General features: G+C 64.4%; 16 protein-coding genes and 1 pseudogene. 5 read left to right on the top strand and 12 right to left on the bottom strand.

Annotated features, from left to right (window positions below; all coding sequences use genetic code 11):
• The first annotated feature begins 60 nt into the window (after window positions 1-60).
• Window positions 61-471 (top strand): DoxX family protein, encoded by a 411-nt coding sequence (locus tag LB555_RS09885; protein WP_140618262.1) that lies wholly within the window; start codon window positions 61-63, stop codon window positions 469-471.
• Window positions 472-650: 179 nt separating this feature from the next.
• Window positions 651-914 carry a YMGG-like glycine zipper-containing protein gene (locus LB555_RS09880; RefSeq protein WP_015314961.1) on the top strand — a complete coding sequence of 88 codons (264 nt, stop codon included), beginning with the start codon at window positions 651-653 and terminating at the stop codon, window positions 912-914.
• A gap of 78 nt (window positions 915-992) precedes the next feature.
• Here the strand turns inward: LB555_RS09880 and rpsP are convergent, their stop codons facing one another.
• The 6 genes and pseudogenes from rpsP to LB555_RS09850 all read right to left on the bottom strand — a co-directional run.
• A complete protein-coding gene (gene rpsP / locus LB555_RS09875) occupies window positions 993-1,394 on the bottom strand; it encodes a 30S ribosomal protein S16 (protein ID WP_023774471.1) in 402 nt (133 codons plus the stop codon).
• Between the two features lie 48 nt (window positions 1,395-1,442).
• Window positions 1,443-1,769 (bottom strand): chorismate mutase, encoded by a 327-nt coding sequence (locus tag LB555_RS09870; protein WP_015314959.1) that lies wholly within the window; start codon window positions 1,767-1,769, stop codon window positions 1,443-1,445.
• Window positions 1,770-1,776: 7 nt separating this feature from the next.
• A complete protein-coding gene (gene ffh, locus LB555_RS09865; protein WP_224682793.1) occupies window positions 1,777-3,372 on the bottom strand; it encodes a signal recognition particle protein in 1,596 nt (531 codons plus the stop codon).
• Window positions 3,373-3,666: 294 nt separating this feature from the next.
• Complete coding sequence (locus LB555_RS09860; protein WP_224682792.1) at window positions 3,667-4,623, bottom strand: CPBP family intramembrane glutamic endopeptidase; 957 nt, start codon at window positions 4,621-4,623, stop codon at window positions 3,667-3,669.
• A gap of 178 nt (window positions 4,624-4,801) precedes the next feature.
• Complete coding sequence (locus LB555_RS09855; RefSeq protein ID WP_015314956.1) at window positions 4,802-5,401, bottom strand: DUF1236 domain-containing protein; 600 nt, start codon at window positions 5,399-5,401, stop codon at window positions 4,802-4,804.
• A gap of 81 nt (window positions 5,402-5,482) precedes the next feature.
• Window positions 5,483-6,559 (bottom strand): annotated as a pseudogene (locus tag LB555_RS09850) (putative zinc-binding metallopeptidase); the annotation flags it as partial.
• A gap of 330 nt (window positions 6,560-6,889) precedes the next feature.
• Here LB555_RS09850 and LB555_RS09845 point away from each other — a divergent pair.
• The gene (locus tag LB555_RS09845) at window positions 6,890-7,687 is read left to right on the top strand and encodes a lytic transglycosylase domain-containing protein (protein ID WP_224682791.1); all 798 of its coding nucleotides are present in this window, start codon (window positions 6,890-6,892) and stop codon (window positions 7,685-7,687) included.
• A gap of 49 nt (window positions 7,688-7,736) precedes the next feature.
• Here the strand turns inward: LB555_RS09845 and LB555_RS09840 are convergent, their stop codons facing one another.
• A complete protein-coding gene (locus LB555_RS09840) occupies window positions 7,737-8,258 on the bottom strand; it encodes a hypothetical protein (protein WP_224682790.1) in 522 nt (173 codons plus the stop codon).
• A gap of 5 nt (window positions 8,259-8,263) precedes the next feature.
• Window positions 8,264-9,487, bottom strand: coding sequence for an argininosuccinate synthase (locus LB555_RS09835; RefSeq protein WP_224592042.1), 1,224 nt, complete (start codon window positions 9,485-9,487; stop codon window positions 8,264-8,266).
• A 325-nt stretch (window positions 9,488-9,812) separates the two neighbouring features.
• On the opposite strand from LB555_RS09835, the gene LB555_RS09830 reads away from it, so the two are divergent.
• Window positions 9,813-10,454 carry a LysE family translocator gene (locus LB555_RS09830; RefSeq protein WP_015314951.1) on the top strand — a complete coding sequence of 214 codons (642 nt, stop codon included), beginning with the start codon at window positions 9,813-9,815 and terminating at the stop codon, window positions 10,452-10,454.
• Here the strand turns inward: LB555_RS09830 and LB555_RS09825 are convergent.
• Genes LB555_RS09825 through rlmN form a run of 3 tightly spaced genes read right to left on the bottom strand, consistent with a single transcriptional unit; the run spans window position 10,426 to window position 12,577 of the window.
• The gene (locus LB555_RS09825) at window positions 10,426-10,899 is read right to left on the bottom strand and encodes a hypothetical protein (protein WP_224682789.1); all 474 of its coding nucleotides are present in this window, start codon (window positions 10,897-10,899) and stop codon (window positions 10,426-10,428) included. The two genes, LB555_RS09830 and LB555_RS09825, sit on opposite strands and share 29 nt — an antisense overlap.
• Window positions 10,896-11,345, bottom strand: coding sequence for a hypothetical protein (locus LB555_RS09820; RefSeq protein ID WP_140874508.1), 450 nt, complete (start codon window positions 11,343-11,345; stop codon window positions 10,896-10,898). Before LB555_RS09820 ends, LB555_RS09825 begins: the two co-directional genes overlap by 4 nt.
• A complete protein-coding gene (rlmN, locus tag LB555_RS09815) occupies window positions 11,342-12,577 on the bottom strand; it encodes a 23S rRNA (adenine(2503)-C(2))-methyltransferase RlmN (protein WP_140618248.1) in 1,236 nt (411 codons plus the stop codon). Before rlmN ends, LB555_RS09820 begins: the two co-directional genes overlap by 4 nt.
• A 259-nt stretch (window positions 12,578-12,836) precedes the next feature.
• Between rlmN and LB555_RS09810 the strand changes: the two genes are divergently transcribed.
• Window positions 12,837-13,136: a hypothetical protein gene (locus tag LB555_RS09810; RefSeq protein WP_015314947.1), complete on the top strand. Its 300-nt coding sequence runs from the start codon at window positions 12,837-12,839 to the stop codon at window positions 13,134-13,136.
• Between the two features lie 80 nt (window positions 13,137-13,216).
• Here LB555_RS09810 and LB555_RS09805 read toward each other — a convergent pair whose 3' ends face one another.
• On the bottom strand, window positions 13,217-13,774 hold the full coding sequence (locus LB555_RS09805) for a DUF305 domain-containing protein (RefSeq protein ID WP_140791619.1): 558 nt from the start codon (window positions 13,772-13,774) through the stop codon (window positions 13,217-13,219).
• Window positions 13,775-13,834 lie beyond the last annotated feature (60 nt).

The following is a 13,834-nucleotide window of genomic DNA, read 5'->3' as shown; positions in this document are numbered from 1 at the left end:
CATGGAACGTCCTTGGGTCGACCCCACCGAAAAAGGGGCTGACCATCAGGAGGACACCCAATGAGCATTTCTCAAACCGCGCCCGTCTCGGCTGGCGCCCTGTGGACCGGCCGGGCGCTCAGCGGCCTCATCGTCCTGTTCATGATCTTCGACGGCGCCATCAAGCTGCCGCCGCTCGACGTGGTCACCCAGACGATGGTGCCGCTTGGGTGGCCAGCCGATCCCAACGTCGCGCGCATGCTGGGCGTCATCGGCCTGGTCTCGACCGCGCTCTACGCGCTGCCGCGCACCTCCGTGCTCGGCGCCCTCCTGCTCACCGCCTATATGGGCGGCGCCATCGCCACCAATGCGCGCATCGGCAATCCGCTGTTCTCGCACATGCTGTTCGGCGTCTATCTCGGCATCATCCTATGGGGCGGCCTCTATCTGCGCGACCCCAGGGTTCGTGCGCTGATCCCGTTCAGCCGATAGCTGTTCCGAGCCAAGAACAGCGTCCACTTCGCCTGCACGCCATCGGGTGGCGATACCGCCGATGCGGTCTGTTTGGGCGAGCAGCGTCGCGATCTTCGTTCTCCTCGGGATCAAATTAGCCGTCTGAGAGTTAAGCACTTGGCGGCGAGACGGCGATCCGCGTGTGAGAGGAACGACAAATGAAGAAAATACTGACCATTCTGGTGCTGACGACGGCACTGGGTGCATGTTCGCAAACGGAAAAAGGGGCTGCCGTGGGCGGCCTGGGCGGTGCTGCGGTTGGCGCGGCCGTGGCCGGAGATCCGGTGCAGGGCGCTGTTGTCGGCGGTGCGGTCGGCGCCGTGGCCGGCGCGCTGATCGGCCATGCCAGCGAAAGCGGCCAATGCCGGTACCGCGATCGCCATGGTCGGGTCTATGTCGATCGCTGCCCAAGCGGTTATTGATCGGCCGTAGTCCAAACATGAAGAGCAAAACGGCGGGCACAGGCCCGCCGTTCTGTTCCCGCAATGAATAGGAAGCGATTACTCGGCGGTAGCGGCTTCCGCTTCGGCCGGTGCGGCAGCGGCCGAGGCGACGGCGGCAGCGGCGTCTTCCTGGGCCTTCTTCAGCAGGGCGGCGCGTTCCTGCGCCTTCTTGCCGGGCTCGGCCTTCTTCGGGTTGGAGCGGGCTTCGCGCTTGGCAAGGCCGGCCTCATCGAGGAAGCGCAGCACGCGGTCGGTCGGCTGGGCGCCGTGCGACAGCCAATGCTTGACGCGGTCGGCGTCGACCTTGATGCGCTCGCCGTCCTTCGGCAGCAGCGGGTTCCACGAGCCGAGCGACTCGATGAACCGGCCGTCGCGAGGCGAACGGGCGTCGGCAACGACGACGTGGTAGTAAGGACGCTTCTTCGAGCCCGCACGGGCCAGTCTGATCTTCAGTGCCATTTCTTTTCTCCTAAAAGCTCTGATTTCGTTTGATAAGTCAGGGTGTCTTCAACCCGTTTTCGTCACGCCGTTGGCAGCGGCGATCTGTTCGTGGTGCCGGATCACTTCGCGGACGACGAAGTTGAGGAATTTCTCCGCGAAATCCGGGTCGAGATGCGCGTCATGCGCCAGCTGGCGCAGGCGGGCGATCTGCTGCTGCTCGCGCGCCGGGTCGGCCGGCGGCAGGCCATGCTCGGCCTTGAGCACGCCAACCGCCTTGGTGCAGCGGAAGCGCTCGGCCAGCATGTGAATGAGGGCCGCGTCGATGTTGTCGATCGACGCGCGGTAGCCGGCCAGGATGGTGCGGGCGTCGGCCATGTCCTTTTCTTCGTTCATAGCGTCCTCACTTTTTCTTGCCGAGACCGGGCAGGCCACCACCGCCGCCAAGGCCGGGAAGCTTCATGCCGCCGGGTAGGCCGGGCAAGCCGCCGCCGGGAAGACCGCCGGGCAGGCCCTTCATGCCGCCGAGGCCGGCGGCCTGCGCCTGCTTCTGCAAGGCTTCGAGCTGCTTGGGGTCCATCTTCGACAGATCGGGCATGCCGCCCATGCCGCCGGGCATCATGCCGCCCCCCAAACCACCAAGGCCCATCTTGGAGGCAAGGCCACCCATCATGCCGCGCATCAGGCCGCCGCCTTTGCCCTTGCCGCCCATCGCCTTCATCATGTCGGCCATGCCGCGATGCATCTTCAGGAGCTTGTTGATCTCGGCGGCATCGGTGCCGGAGCCGGCGGCGATGCGCTTCTTGCGCGAGTGCTTTAGAATGTCGGGATTGGCGCGCTCGGCCTTGGTCATCGAGGAGATGATCGCGAGTTGGCGGCCGAACATCTTGTCGTCGAGGCCGGCGGCGGCCATCTGGTCCTTCATCTTGCCCATGCCGGGCATCATGCCCATGATGCCGCCCATGCCGCCCATCTTCGACATCTGCTGAAGCTGCTGGGCGAGGTCGTTCAGGTCGAACTTGCCCGACTGCATCTTCTTGGCCATCGCCGCCGCCTGCTCGGCATCGATGTTCTCGGCGGCTTTTTCGACGAGCGAGACGATGTCGCCCATGCCCAGGATGCGGTCGGCGATCCGCTTGGGGTGGAATTCCTCCAGCCCATCCATCTTTTCGCCGGCGCCGATCAGCTTGATCGGCTTGCCGGTGACGGCGCGCATCGACAGCGCGGCACCGCCACGGCCGTCGCCGTCCATGCGGGTCAGGACCAGGCCGGTGATACCGACGCGCTCGTCGAAGCTTTTCGCCAGGTTGACGGCGTCCTGGCCGGTCAGCGAATCGGCGACCAGCAGGATCTCGTGCGGGCTCGACACCTTCTTGATGTCGGCCATCTCGACCATCAGCGGCTCGTCGATATGGGTGCGGCCGGCGGTGTCGAGGATGACGACGTCATGGCCGCCGAGCTTGGCCGCCTGCACGGCGCGCTTGGCGATATCGACCGGGTTCTGGCCTGCGATAACAGGCAGCGTCGCCACCTTGACCTGCTCGCCGAGCTGGCGCAGCTGCTCCTGCGCGGCCGGACGCCGCGTGTCGAGCGAGGCCATCAGGACCTTCTTGTTCTGCCGCTCGGTCAGCCGCTTGGCGATCTTGGCCGACGTGGTGGTCTTGCCGGAGCCCTGCAGGCCGACCATCATGATGACGACCGGGGCCGGTGCGTTGAGGTCGATGGCGACACCCTCGGCGCCGAGCATGTCGACCAGCTCGTCATGGACGATCTTGACGACCATCTGCCCCGGCTTGATCGACTTCAGCACCGCGGCGCCGACGGCCTTCTCGCGCACCTTGTCGGTGAAGGATCGCACCACTTCCAACGCCACGTCGGCCTCGAGCAGCGCACGGCGCACCTCGCGCAGCGCTGCCGAGACATCAGCCTCCGACAGCGCGCCGCGGCCGGTCAGGCCGTTCAGGATGGAGCCAAGACGCTCCTGCAGCGATTCAAACATTCGTTTTCCTTTTCCCTGGCACCGGATGGTGCCCGAGAGGTAATGCGTTCGCGCCCAGTCTCCAAGCAAAAGCCAGTCCAAGCAAAAGCCCAAAACCAAAAAGCACCCGGGGGCGCACAGCGCTGCCGGGTGTTGGCCTCCAGGATCTGTTTACAGCACTCGGCCTCAAAGAGGTTTCGGCATCCTGGTCGGCTTGCTCGGAGGGATACTCGTCGCGGAATTGGTGGGCTGTAGACAGGAATTTGGCGCGAGAGTCAAGGCAAGGCCGGTGTTGCGATGTTTTCCGGGCAGCGATCAAGCAGCACCCACGGCGTTTGGAACCTCGGCCGTGACCTTCAGCGGCGAGCGCGGATGCAGCAGCAAGACAATCGTCAGCAGGCTGCAGGCAATACCGATGAGCGCAATGAGGATCGCATCCGATATCATCCAGCCCGGCCCTTCGAGCGGCTTTGCGGTGAACAAGGCGAAGGAATTGTAGCTCTCCTGATGCGAGATCAGCAGGAAGCCGGTGAGGTTGTTGCCAAGATGAGCGCCAAGGGCCGCGCCGAGATTGCCGGTGGCGTAGACCACGAGCGTCAGCAGCAGCGCGAAGGCAGCGATCGACACCAGCACGCTGGCGTTGATGGCGGCCGACGAACCGCCGCTCCAGTGCAGCGAGGTGAACAGCAGGCCGGGCAGCAGCGCCCAGACGCACGGGCTTCTGAACCGATTGGCCAGGCCACGCAGCAGGTAGCCGCGAAACAGCACCTCCTCCGACGAAGTCTGCAGCAAGGTGAGCGCGGCGATCGGGATCGCGAACAGCAGCCATGACGACAGGCTGATCGTGCCGCGTGCAATGCCGGGCTGCAGCAGATAGAACAGGATTTCGGACAAGGCCGAGGTGATCAGCACCGCGATCAGCCCCTTGAGGAAGTCCGGTCGCGCTACGCGGCGGCCGCCGCCAAGCAGCGCCGACAGCGGCTCGCCATGCACCCAGCGCATCACGATCCACAGGCCGATCCAGATCCCCGCGAAAGAGGCGAGCGCGCAGAGGATGCCGATGGGCGAGGCGAGAAAGCCTTCCATGCCGTATGGCGAAGCCGCCGCCCCCTGCCAGGCGAGGTAAACATGGGTGCCACCGAACAGCACGGCCGCGGTGGTGGCGCCCCAGAACAGGACGACGATCAGCGTTCCCAGGAACAGGCGCGGCAAGGTCGTCCTGGCGTTCGGCGTGTTGCGATAGCGCTCGAAGGCAGTGTCGTCGATCGTCACGCTTGTCCTCGATCCCAGTCCATCGCTGCTTGATCCAGCTGATGGCTTCGGGAACCGGAATCGATATCAGCAGGAATACGCGCACTCCGATTGCCACGGAACGTAGGCGCGGGCCAGCCTGCCGCCGTCGCCAATCCAGGTTTCGCCGGGGGCCGGTGCGGCGGCCGCCGGCATCGCGTCAACGCACGACGTACATGATGCGCCGTGTCTGCGGATCGATCAGCGCCCGCTGGCCGTTCACATAGACATAGCGGTAGTTGTAGTCAGGAATTTCGCGCAGCTCGACCGTGTCGGGCAGGGTGGCGCCGGTGACCACCTCGCCATCGAGATAGACGGGGTCGAGGCGATGGGTGTCGACATAGGTCCGTACCGCGGCCGGCGGCGCTGGAAAGTCGCCAACCACCGGATCGCTGGAAATGATCGCACCGGTATAGTCGGTCGAATAGTTGCCGATGTCGTCCGGCGGCGAGACCACGGCAACGGCGGAGCGGCGCTGCGTCAGCACCACGCGGCTGCCGCCGAAATCGGCCGTGACGTAGTCGGAATAGACCCAGCCCTGGCCGCCGGCTTCGGCGATGGTGCACCATTTGCTGTTTTCGATGCAGCCGTTGAGCGTCGCCGACTGGCCGGCGGCGAGCACGCCGATCACTGGATATTGCGGGCCAGGACCGGCGCGCACGTTGAGATCGGTGACCGCCGAGACAGCGGTATCGGCCAACGCCGCGCCCGACATTGCGGTCAGCATCCCGGCTATTGCGGGAAACAATAAGGATTTCATGGGTTCTCTCCGTTTCACAGTCCCTCGGCGGTGACAACGGGACAGCAGCGCATGCGTTCCGGCTAAAATGCGCGAGCCAACTCGATTTGTTCCGGCCTCCATCGGCAAGCCGGTCAGAAGATCGTGTACGAACGCCAGTTTCCCCGCGGTCGCGTCCGAAATGACGAAGGGGTAGAGGTCGGGCAGGCCCATGCAGCGGTTGATCGAATTGGAGGCTTCCGACAGCACCAGCCAGCGGGCAAGGATCTTGTCGAAGGGCTCGGGCGTGTTGGCGGGTTCCGAGGGTGCCGCCTGCGGCTCGCCCCCGGTATCGCCCCGCGGCAGTTCGTTCGCCTCCACCGTCTCCAGCCGGCCGAGCGGGAAGTTCAGCGCATGGACCATCTCCAGCGTGTCGGTGATGTGCAGGTGGTGGGCCCAGGTCTCGGCCCAGTCCTCCCATGGATGCGAGGTGGCGTAGGCCGAGATGTGGTCTTGCTGCCAGTCGGGTGCCGCGCCATTGGCGTAATAGGCCTTCAGCGCCTGTTCGTAGTCGGCACGCTCGTCGCCGAACAAGGCGCGGAACGCTTCCAGCCTTTGCGGATCGTCGCGGATCAGGCGGTCCCAGTAATAGTGGCCGAGCTCGTGGCGGAAATGGCCGAGCAGCGTGCGGTAATTCTCACCCATCTGGACGCGACGTTTTTCGCGCTCGGCTGAATCGGCTTCGGCGACGTTCAGCGTGATCAGGCCGTTGTCGTGACCAGTGAGAATCCGTTCGCCGCCCGGGCCGCCGCCGATCGGATCGGCGAGGAAGTCGAAGGCCAGCCCGATCTCGTCCGTCGGGCTCTGCTTGGGCGCCACCGGCAGGCCGAAGGCGAGCAGCGAATAGATGGCGCGCTTCTTCGCCGCCTCGACGCGAATCCAGCGGCGGCGATTGCCGTCGACCGAGAGATCGGGGATCAGCTGGTTCAGCACGCAGGCACGGCAGAAGACCTGTCCCGGCTCGGCCATCCAGTTGCAGGCGCATTCGTCGGCATTGGTGCACTGGATCGCGCCGTCGACGCCGAACAAGACAAAGCGCGCGCCCTCGGGATCATAGAGCACGAGACTGCTGCAGTTCAGGCACTGGGCATTCTCGAAATAGAGACGGTGGCCGCAATGCGGGCAGTCGAAAAGTTTCATCTCGGTCTCAATTCGTCAGAAGGGATGCATGATTCATCTGAAAGGGATGCATGATTCATAGGAAGGGATCATGGCGGCCCGTGCCCAAACGCGAACCACCGGCCGGTGTTCCGCGGTCCAGCGCGACTATTTTGCTTCGCCGGTCCAGGCGCGCCTGCCCCGGTCCATGGGTGGCATCAGCGTCTTCATGCCTGACACTCGCCATAATAATCACTTGATCGTAGGCAAATTCCCCGGCATTCGCCAGCATCGCGCCACAGACGGTGACAAATGCGCGTTTCGCTGGCAAATTCGCAAACGGGACGTGAATCAGGCAACCAGGAGAACAACATGGCATTTCGTGCCAAGGGTAGGATTTTAGCGGCGGCGGTGGTGGCGGTGCTCGGGCTGGCAACCGGCGCGCAAGCGGCGGCCAGCTGCGGCAAGACCGGCGCCGGCTTCGACGCCTGGAAACAGGACTTCGCCGCCGAGGCCAAGTCCGAAGGTGTCGGGTCGAGGGGTCTGGCTGCTCTGGCCGGCGCGACCTACGCAACAAGGACGATCTCCGCCGACCGCGCCATCCACAAGGCCTTCAGCGGCTCGGTGGACGATTTCATGAAACGCCGCGGCGGGTCGGCGATCATCTCCAAGGGCCGTTCGCTGAAGAAGTCGAACGCGGCGCTGTTCGCCCAGATCGAAGCCAACTACGGCGTGTCGCCGGGCGTGCTGCTCGCCATCTGGGGCATGGAAACCGGCTTCGGTGCTTCCATGGGTAACCAGAACACGGTCTCCGCCATTGTGACGCTTGCCTATGATTGCCGCCGTCCCGACTATTTCCATCCGCATGCCATTGCGGCCCTGAAGCTGGTTGATCGCGGAGCGTTGACCGCCTCGTCGGTCGGCGCCATGCATGGCGAGATCGGCCACACGCAGTTCCTGCCCGGAAATGTCTTGAAGTATGCGGTAGGCAGCGGAAACCTGCGCGACAAGGCGATCGCTTTGGCGTCCACCGCCAACTTCCTCAAGGGTCACGGCTGGCGGGCTGGCGCCAGCGCGCAGTCGAATATGGGCGCGATCGCCGGCTGGAATTCGGCAAGCGTCTATCAGCAGGCCATCGCCCGCATCGCCACCGCGATCGACGCCGATTGATCGATCCGCACGGCCATTGAACGAAAAACCCGGCTCCGCGCCGGGTTTTTCATTTCACGTCGAGCGCATAGGAGCAGCCGGCCAGCGTCCTGCCGGGGTGGGACTCGACGGTCGAGACGTTGAGCGTGATGCGCGTGGCAAGGCTCACGCCGCCGGCATCCTCGCTGCTTTCGGCCATGACCTTCTCGCCGAGGAACTTGTCCGGCGTCGAGACCGTCGCCGGGACGTCGAGCTGGCGGGCGAGGTCCGGCGCTGCGATGCCATCAAGCACGGCCATCGGCCCTGTCGCGGTAAAGACGATCGTCGCGGTCTCGCGCCCGAAGACATGGACCGGGACCGGCAATCGATACTGCCGCAGGAAGGGATTGCCGGAAGCGACCTCCTTCCAGCCAAGGGTCTGCGCCGCGACTGGCTCACCGCCCAGCCAGAGGGCAAGACCATTATACGCCGGCAGATCGGCCCTGCATTCGATGAGGGCGGCGAGGTCCAGGGAGGTGGGCGCGAAGTCCCCAGCCATGACCGGCGCCGCCAGAAAGAGCAGCGGCACCAGGCATCGACCGAGACAGCGCATTCCGTCTAGCTGTTGCGGTTGCGCGCGGCCAATGTCCGCAGCCTCAGCGCATTGAGGCGGATGAAGCCGGCGGCGTCCTTCTGGTCATAGGCGCCACGGTCGTCCTCGAAGGTGACCAGCGCGTCGGAATAGAGCGTCTTCCCAGATTTGCGGCCGGTGACCATGACATTGCCCTTGTAGAGCTTCAGCCGCACCGTGCCTTCGACGTCTTCCTGGCTCTTGTCGATCATCGCCTGCAGCATCAGGCGCTCGGGCGAGAACCAGAAGCCGTTGTAGATGAGCTCCGCGTAGCGCGGCATGAACTCGTCCTTGAGGTGCGCGGCACCCCGGTCGAGCGTGATCGATTCAATGGCGCGATGGGCCACGATCAGGATAGCGCCTCCCGGCGTTTCATACACGCCTCGCGATTTCATGCCGACGAAACGGTTCTCGACCAGGTCGAGCCGGCCTATGCCATTGTCGCGGCCGAGATCGTTCAGCGCCGCCAGCATGGTGGCCGGCGACAGCTTCTTGCCGTTGAGCGCGACCGGGTCGCCCTTCAGGAATTCGATCTCGATCTCGGTGACGGCATCCGGCGCGTCCATCGGCGACACGGTGCGCTGGTGCACGAATTCCGGCGGCTCGCTCCATGGGTCTTCCAGCACCTTGCCCTCGGAGGACGAGTGCAGCAGATTTGCGTCGACGGAGAACGGTGCGTCGCCCCTCTTGTCCTTCGGCACCGGGATCTGGTGCTGTTCGGCGAAGTTCATCAGGTCGGTGCGCGATTTGAACGACCAGTCGCGCCACGGCGCGATGACCTTGATGTCGGGGTTGAGCGCATAGGCCGAAAGCTCGAAACGGACCTGGTCGTTGCCCTTGCCGGTGGCGCCATGCGCGATGGCGTCGGCGCCGGTTTCCCTGGCGATCTCGACCAGGTGCTTGGAGATCAGCGGCCGCGCGATCGAGGTGCCCAGGAGATAGGTGCCTTCATAGACGGTGTTGGCGCGGAACATAGGGAAGACGAAGTCGGCGACGAATTCCTCGCGTACGTCGACGACGCGGATGTCCTTGATCCCCATCATCTCGGCCTTGCGGCGCGCCGGCTCCAGCTCGCCGCCCTGGCCGAGATCGGCGGTGAAGGTGACGACTTCGGCGCCGAGTTCGGTCTGCAGCCATTTAAGGATGATGGATGTGTCGAGGCCGCCGGAATAGGCGAGCACGACCTTCTTGACGTCTTTGATCTTGGACATTTCTGCTCCGTCGAAAAGCGGACGCTTGAGGCAAGGCGTCACGGATTGTCGGAGCGCCTTTTAGCAGGAACGGCAAAGCGAGCAAGCGCACGCGGCGCAAGGTTGCTGATCCAGCGCGGCAGTGCGACGCCGGGCTTGATCGGGAGGACCGATCCCGGGGCCATGCCGCCGGTCACCAGGCGCTCAAGAACGCCGCCTGTAAGCTGCGAAATGTAAGCTGGCGAAACTGGCCGAACCGCTCCAACTCCACCGGAGGACGCGCTGGCCCCATCTGGCGCCGGCGAGACGGGTCCTGTATAGCCGACGCGTTCCCCCGGGGCCTGCCATGTCCTTCATTCCCGACACCACCACGCTGATCCAGTTCGCCATCGCCACCGTGATCCTGGCGATCACGCCAGGCCCCGACATGACGCTGTTCGTGTCGCGCACGCTGAGCCAGGGCCGCGCCACCGGCTTTGCCTCGATGGCCGGCGCGCTGTGCGGCACGCTGATCCACACCACGCTGGTGGTGGTCGGCGTCTCGGCGCTGATCGTCGCCTCGCCGATGGCTTTCTTCGTGCTGAAGATCTTTGGCGCCGGCTATCTCGTCTTCCTCGCCTGGCAGGCGATCGCCAAGGGCTCGGCTTTCTCGCCGGAAAAGAAGACCGGCCCGCGGATTTCCTTGTTGCGCAGCTGGGCGGCGGGACTCGGCGTCAATTTGCTCAACCCGAAGATCATCCTGTTCTTCATGACCTTCCTGCCGCAATTCGTCTCCGCGCACGATCCGAACGCGCCGGGGAAGCTGTTCTTCCTCGGCTCCATGTTCATCGTGCTGTCGATCCCGGTGACGGTACCGATGGTGCTGGCGGCGGAAAAATTCTCGGCGGCGATGAAAGCCAGCCCCCGTGTGACGCGGGTGGTCGACTATCTCTTCGCCGGCGTGTTCTCGGCGTTCGCGCTCAAGATCCTGACGGCCCAGGCGAAGTAGAGACCTTCCACCAGCTTCCCGCCCAGCGCCCGGCGGCAAGCCAATAGAAGATCCCGCCGACCATGCCGCCACCGAGTACCGCCATGATGGCGCTGGCTTCGGTGACCGCGAAAGGGGAATTGCGGACATTGTCGACGAGGCCGAGGAAAACCCCCGCCACCCCCGCCCCGGCGAGCGCGTAGAACAACCAGTCGCGCCGGCCGAGAATTTCGGCAATCAGGATGACGATCGCCGCCGGCATGAAGCCGAAATAGGCGACGAACAGGGCGACGAAGGGAATTGAAAAATAGAGCGATGCCGTTGCCGCCGGATGCGCTTGCACCGGCGCGTAGCCGAGCGAGGCCAGGAACAGGATGTTGAGGAAGGCGCTCGCCGCCAGCGAGGCGGCGGCGTAACCGAACAGGATGATGGCGAAGCGCACGATGTAGGTGACGACACGGTTCATCGGGGATCACGGCCCGTGAGACGACCGGAGCTGCGTCCAGCCAGAAGCCAGTAGACCCAACCGGCGGCAATGCCGGCGGCGGCCAGAAAACCCAGGAAGCCCGGATTGAAAACGAAGCCTCCGGCGGAGCCCGGCACAAAAACACCGAAGGCGATCGACGTGACCGCGCCCGTGACGGCGAAGTAGAACCATCCTCGCAGAGCCAGCCGTTCGGCGACGAAGATCGCCGGGCCGACGATCAGCAGCGCGCAGATCGCCACGGTCAACACGGCGAGCGGGAAGGAGGCCAGCCAGTCGAATGTGAAAATGATCGACCAGTTGCCGTCCTCGATCCCTGCCAGAAGAACGATCAGCAGCACCGGCACCAGGATCGAGGTCAGCACGGCGGCGAGGTAGCCGACCGCAATCATGGCGAAGCGTGTGAGGCCGGCGACGAGACGGCTCACACCTCGCCGTGCCCCGCGATCATCATGGCTTCCAGCGCCAGCCGGTCGACCTTGCGCATGCGTTCCGATTCCGACTTCAGCTGGCCGCAGGCGGCCAGGATGTCGCGGCCGCGCGGCGTGCGGATCGGCGAGGCATAGCCGGCATTGTTGATGTAGTCGGCGAACTTCTCGATCGTCTCCCAGTCCGAGCACTGGTAGTTGGTGCCCGGCCACGGGTTGAACGGGATCAGGTTTATCTTGGCCGGAATCCCCTTGAGCAGCTTGATCAGCCCCTTGGCGTCCTCAATGGAATCGTTGACGTCCTTCAGCATCACATATTCGAAGGTGATGCGCTTGGCGTTGGAGAGACCGGGATAGGCGCGGCAGGCGGCGATCAGCTCCTTCAGCGGATATTTCTTGTTGATCGGCACCAGAAGGTCACGCAGATCGTCATTGGTCGCATGCAGCGAGATCGCCAGCATGACGCCGATCTCCTCGCCGGTGCGGAAAATCTCGGGCACGACGCCGGAGGTCGACAGCGTGATGCGGCGCTTCGACAGGGACAGGCCGTCGCCGTCGGAGGCGATCAGCAGCGCCTTCTTCACCGCCTCGAAATTATAGAGCGGCTCGCCCATGCCCATCATGACGATGTTGGACACTTTTCGGCCCTCGGCCGGCACGATGGCGCCATCCGGCGTGTCGCGGTCGGGGAAATCGCCGAGCCGGTCGCGCGCGGTGAGCAACTGCGCCAGGATTTCTTCGGCGGTCAGGTTGCGCACCAGCTTCTGCGTGCCGGTGTGGCAGAACGAACAGGTCAGCGTGCAGCCGACCTGCGAGGAGATGCAGAGCGTGCCGCGGCCTTCCTCGGGGATATAGACTGTCTCGATCTCGACCGGCCGGCCGGCGCCGCGCGGCGGAAAGCGGAACAGCCACTTTCGCGTGCCGTCGGCGGAAATCTGCTCCTCGACGATCTCGGGCCGGGCGACGGTGAAATGCTTGTCGAGTTCGGCGCGCAGATCCTTGGAGATGTTGAACATGCCGGCGAAGTCGGAAACGCCGCGTACATACATCCAGTGCCAGAGCTGCTGGGCGCGCATCTTTGCCTGGCGCTCCGGCACGGTGCCGGATTCGACAAGAGCGGCGGCGAGTTCCGTCCGCGTGAGGCCGATCAGCGATGGCTTTTCGGTCCGCGCGGCACGGCCGCGCAAGGCGTCACGGGCGCCTTCGGCGGTAAGGTCGAGTGAAAGGGTCATGGTTGCACAGATATAAGCGGTTTGCGGCCGATTTCATCCATCGGCCCGATATGAAGCGCGGCGCATAGCACAGGTTGAGCGCGAAGTCATGCCGTGCACGCCAAACTGGGGTCCGTCGTCGGTGTCCCGATCGCCACCGTCCCCGTGAAGGACGATGTCGTTGGCGGCGATCACTTAGTCGTGTTGGCGTAACGATCCCCATCGCGCCTTCGAACCCTGAATGGGGCAACTGTGCCCCTACAGAATGGGAGTATGCAGGATGAAATCGATCAAGCTCGCCGTCGTTGCCGGCTTCGCCGCGCTTTGCGCCTCGCAGGCGTTTGCCGAGGACGCGATGGGCACCATGAGCATGATGAAAGGCGGACAAGTGACGGCGATCATGCCCGACGGGCATATGGGCACCATGACGCCGGACGCGAAGATGGGCGCCGACATGATGAAGATGGCCAAGCCGATCAAGCACTGCATGATGATGATGACCGACGCCAAGGGCAAAGCCTACATGATCGACACCTCGACCAAGAAGGCCCAGGCCGAATGTGAAAAAATGGCTATGTGACGATCCCGCAAGGATGTTCCCGCCGGCTTGGAGGCCGGCGGGACGAGCGGCTTCCATATTCCGCGCGTCCATCCCCGCGCCTACCTGTCGATGGAGAGCGTATCGATCCCGGTGCTCTGGTCGGTTTCCGGCGGTGGCGGCGCGGCCCCGCGGGCTCGGTAGGACGGCAGGTCGGGAGCGCCGGCCGCCACGGGATTGGCGTCGAGCCGCGCGATCAGACGCTTCATTTGCGTGATCTCGCGCACCTGGGCGTCGATGATGCCGTCCGCCAGCTTTCGCACCTCCGGGTCGCGGATATGGGCGCGTTCGCTGGTCATGATCGCGATCGAGTGGTGCGGGATCATGGCCTTCATGTAAGAGACGTCGCTCACGGTTTCCTGGCTTCTGACCAGCCACAAGGCGCCAGCGAATACCAGCATGCCGCCGATGACGATGCCTACATTCGCGGCCACGCTCCCGTACATCCCCCACATGAAGCCGATCATGACGACGGCCATGGCGGCGCCCATTACGATGGCCATCCACACCCGGGTCTGGCTGAAGAAAACATGATCCAGCGCATAGGTGTTCAGGTACATGAGCCCGTACATGAGGACCATGGAAACCAGGATCATCGCGGCGAATCTGACATAGCTCATGACTGCGGGCTCCTTGTTCAAAGGGACACAACCGCGACGGTGGGCTTTTTGATCCCGTCC

Source organism: Mesorhizobium sp. BR-1-1-10, assembly GCF_020165595.1.
Lineage (GTDB): Bacteria > Pseudomonadota > Alphaproteobacteria > Rhizobiales > Rhizobiaceae > Mesorhizobium > Mesorhizobium australicum.
Note: the sequence above shows the minus strand (reverse complement) of the source record. Positions and strands in the feature narration are given on the sequence as shown.